Consider the following 223-nt stretch of genomic DNA (forward strand, 5'->3'; position numbering starts at 1 on the left):
GCGGATCAGGGCTACAACCTGCTGCGCCTCAAGGGGCTGCCGCCGGCACCGCCCCAGCACGTCTACCGGCTCTGGGCCGAGGTGGACGGGCGCCAGGTGGGATGCGTCCAGTTCGTCCCCGACAACGACGGCGTCGTGGCGATGCCGATTCCCAGCGAACCCTCCAGCCATGCCAGCCGGCTGAGCATCAGCCTGGAGCCCCTCCGGCCCGGCGGGGATCAAC

General features: G+C 71.3%; 1 protein-coding gene. It reads left to right on the plus strand.

Annotated elements, in window-relative coordinates:
* Positions 1 to 223 (plus strand): anti-sigma factor (locus ACLNEE_RS17190; protein ID WP_411425358.1); only part of this gene is annotated, 223 nt, incomplete at both ends.

Source organism: Aphanothece stagnina RSMan2012, from assembly GCF_046764815.1.
Taxonomy (GTDB): Bacteria; Cyanobacteriota; Cyanobacteriia; order PCC-6307; family Cyanobiaceae; genus NIES-981.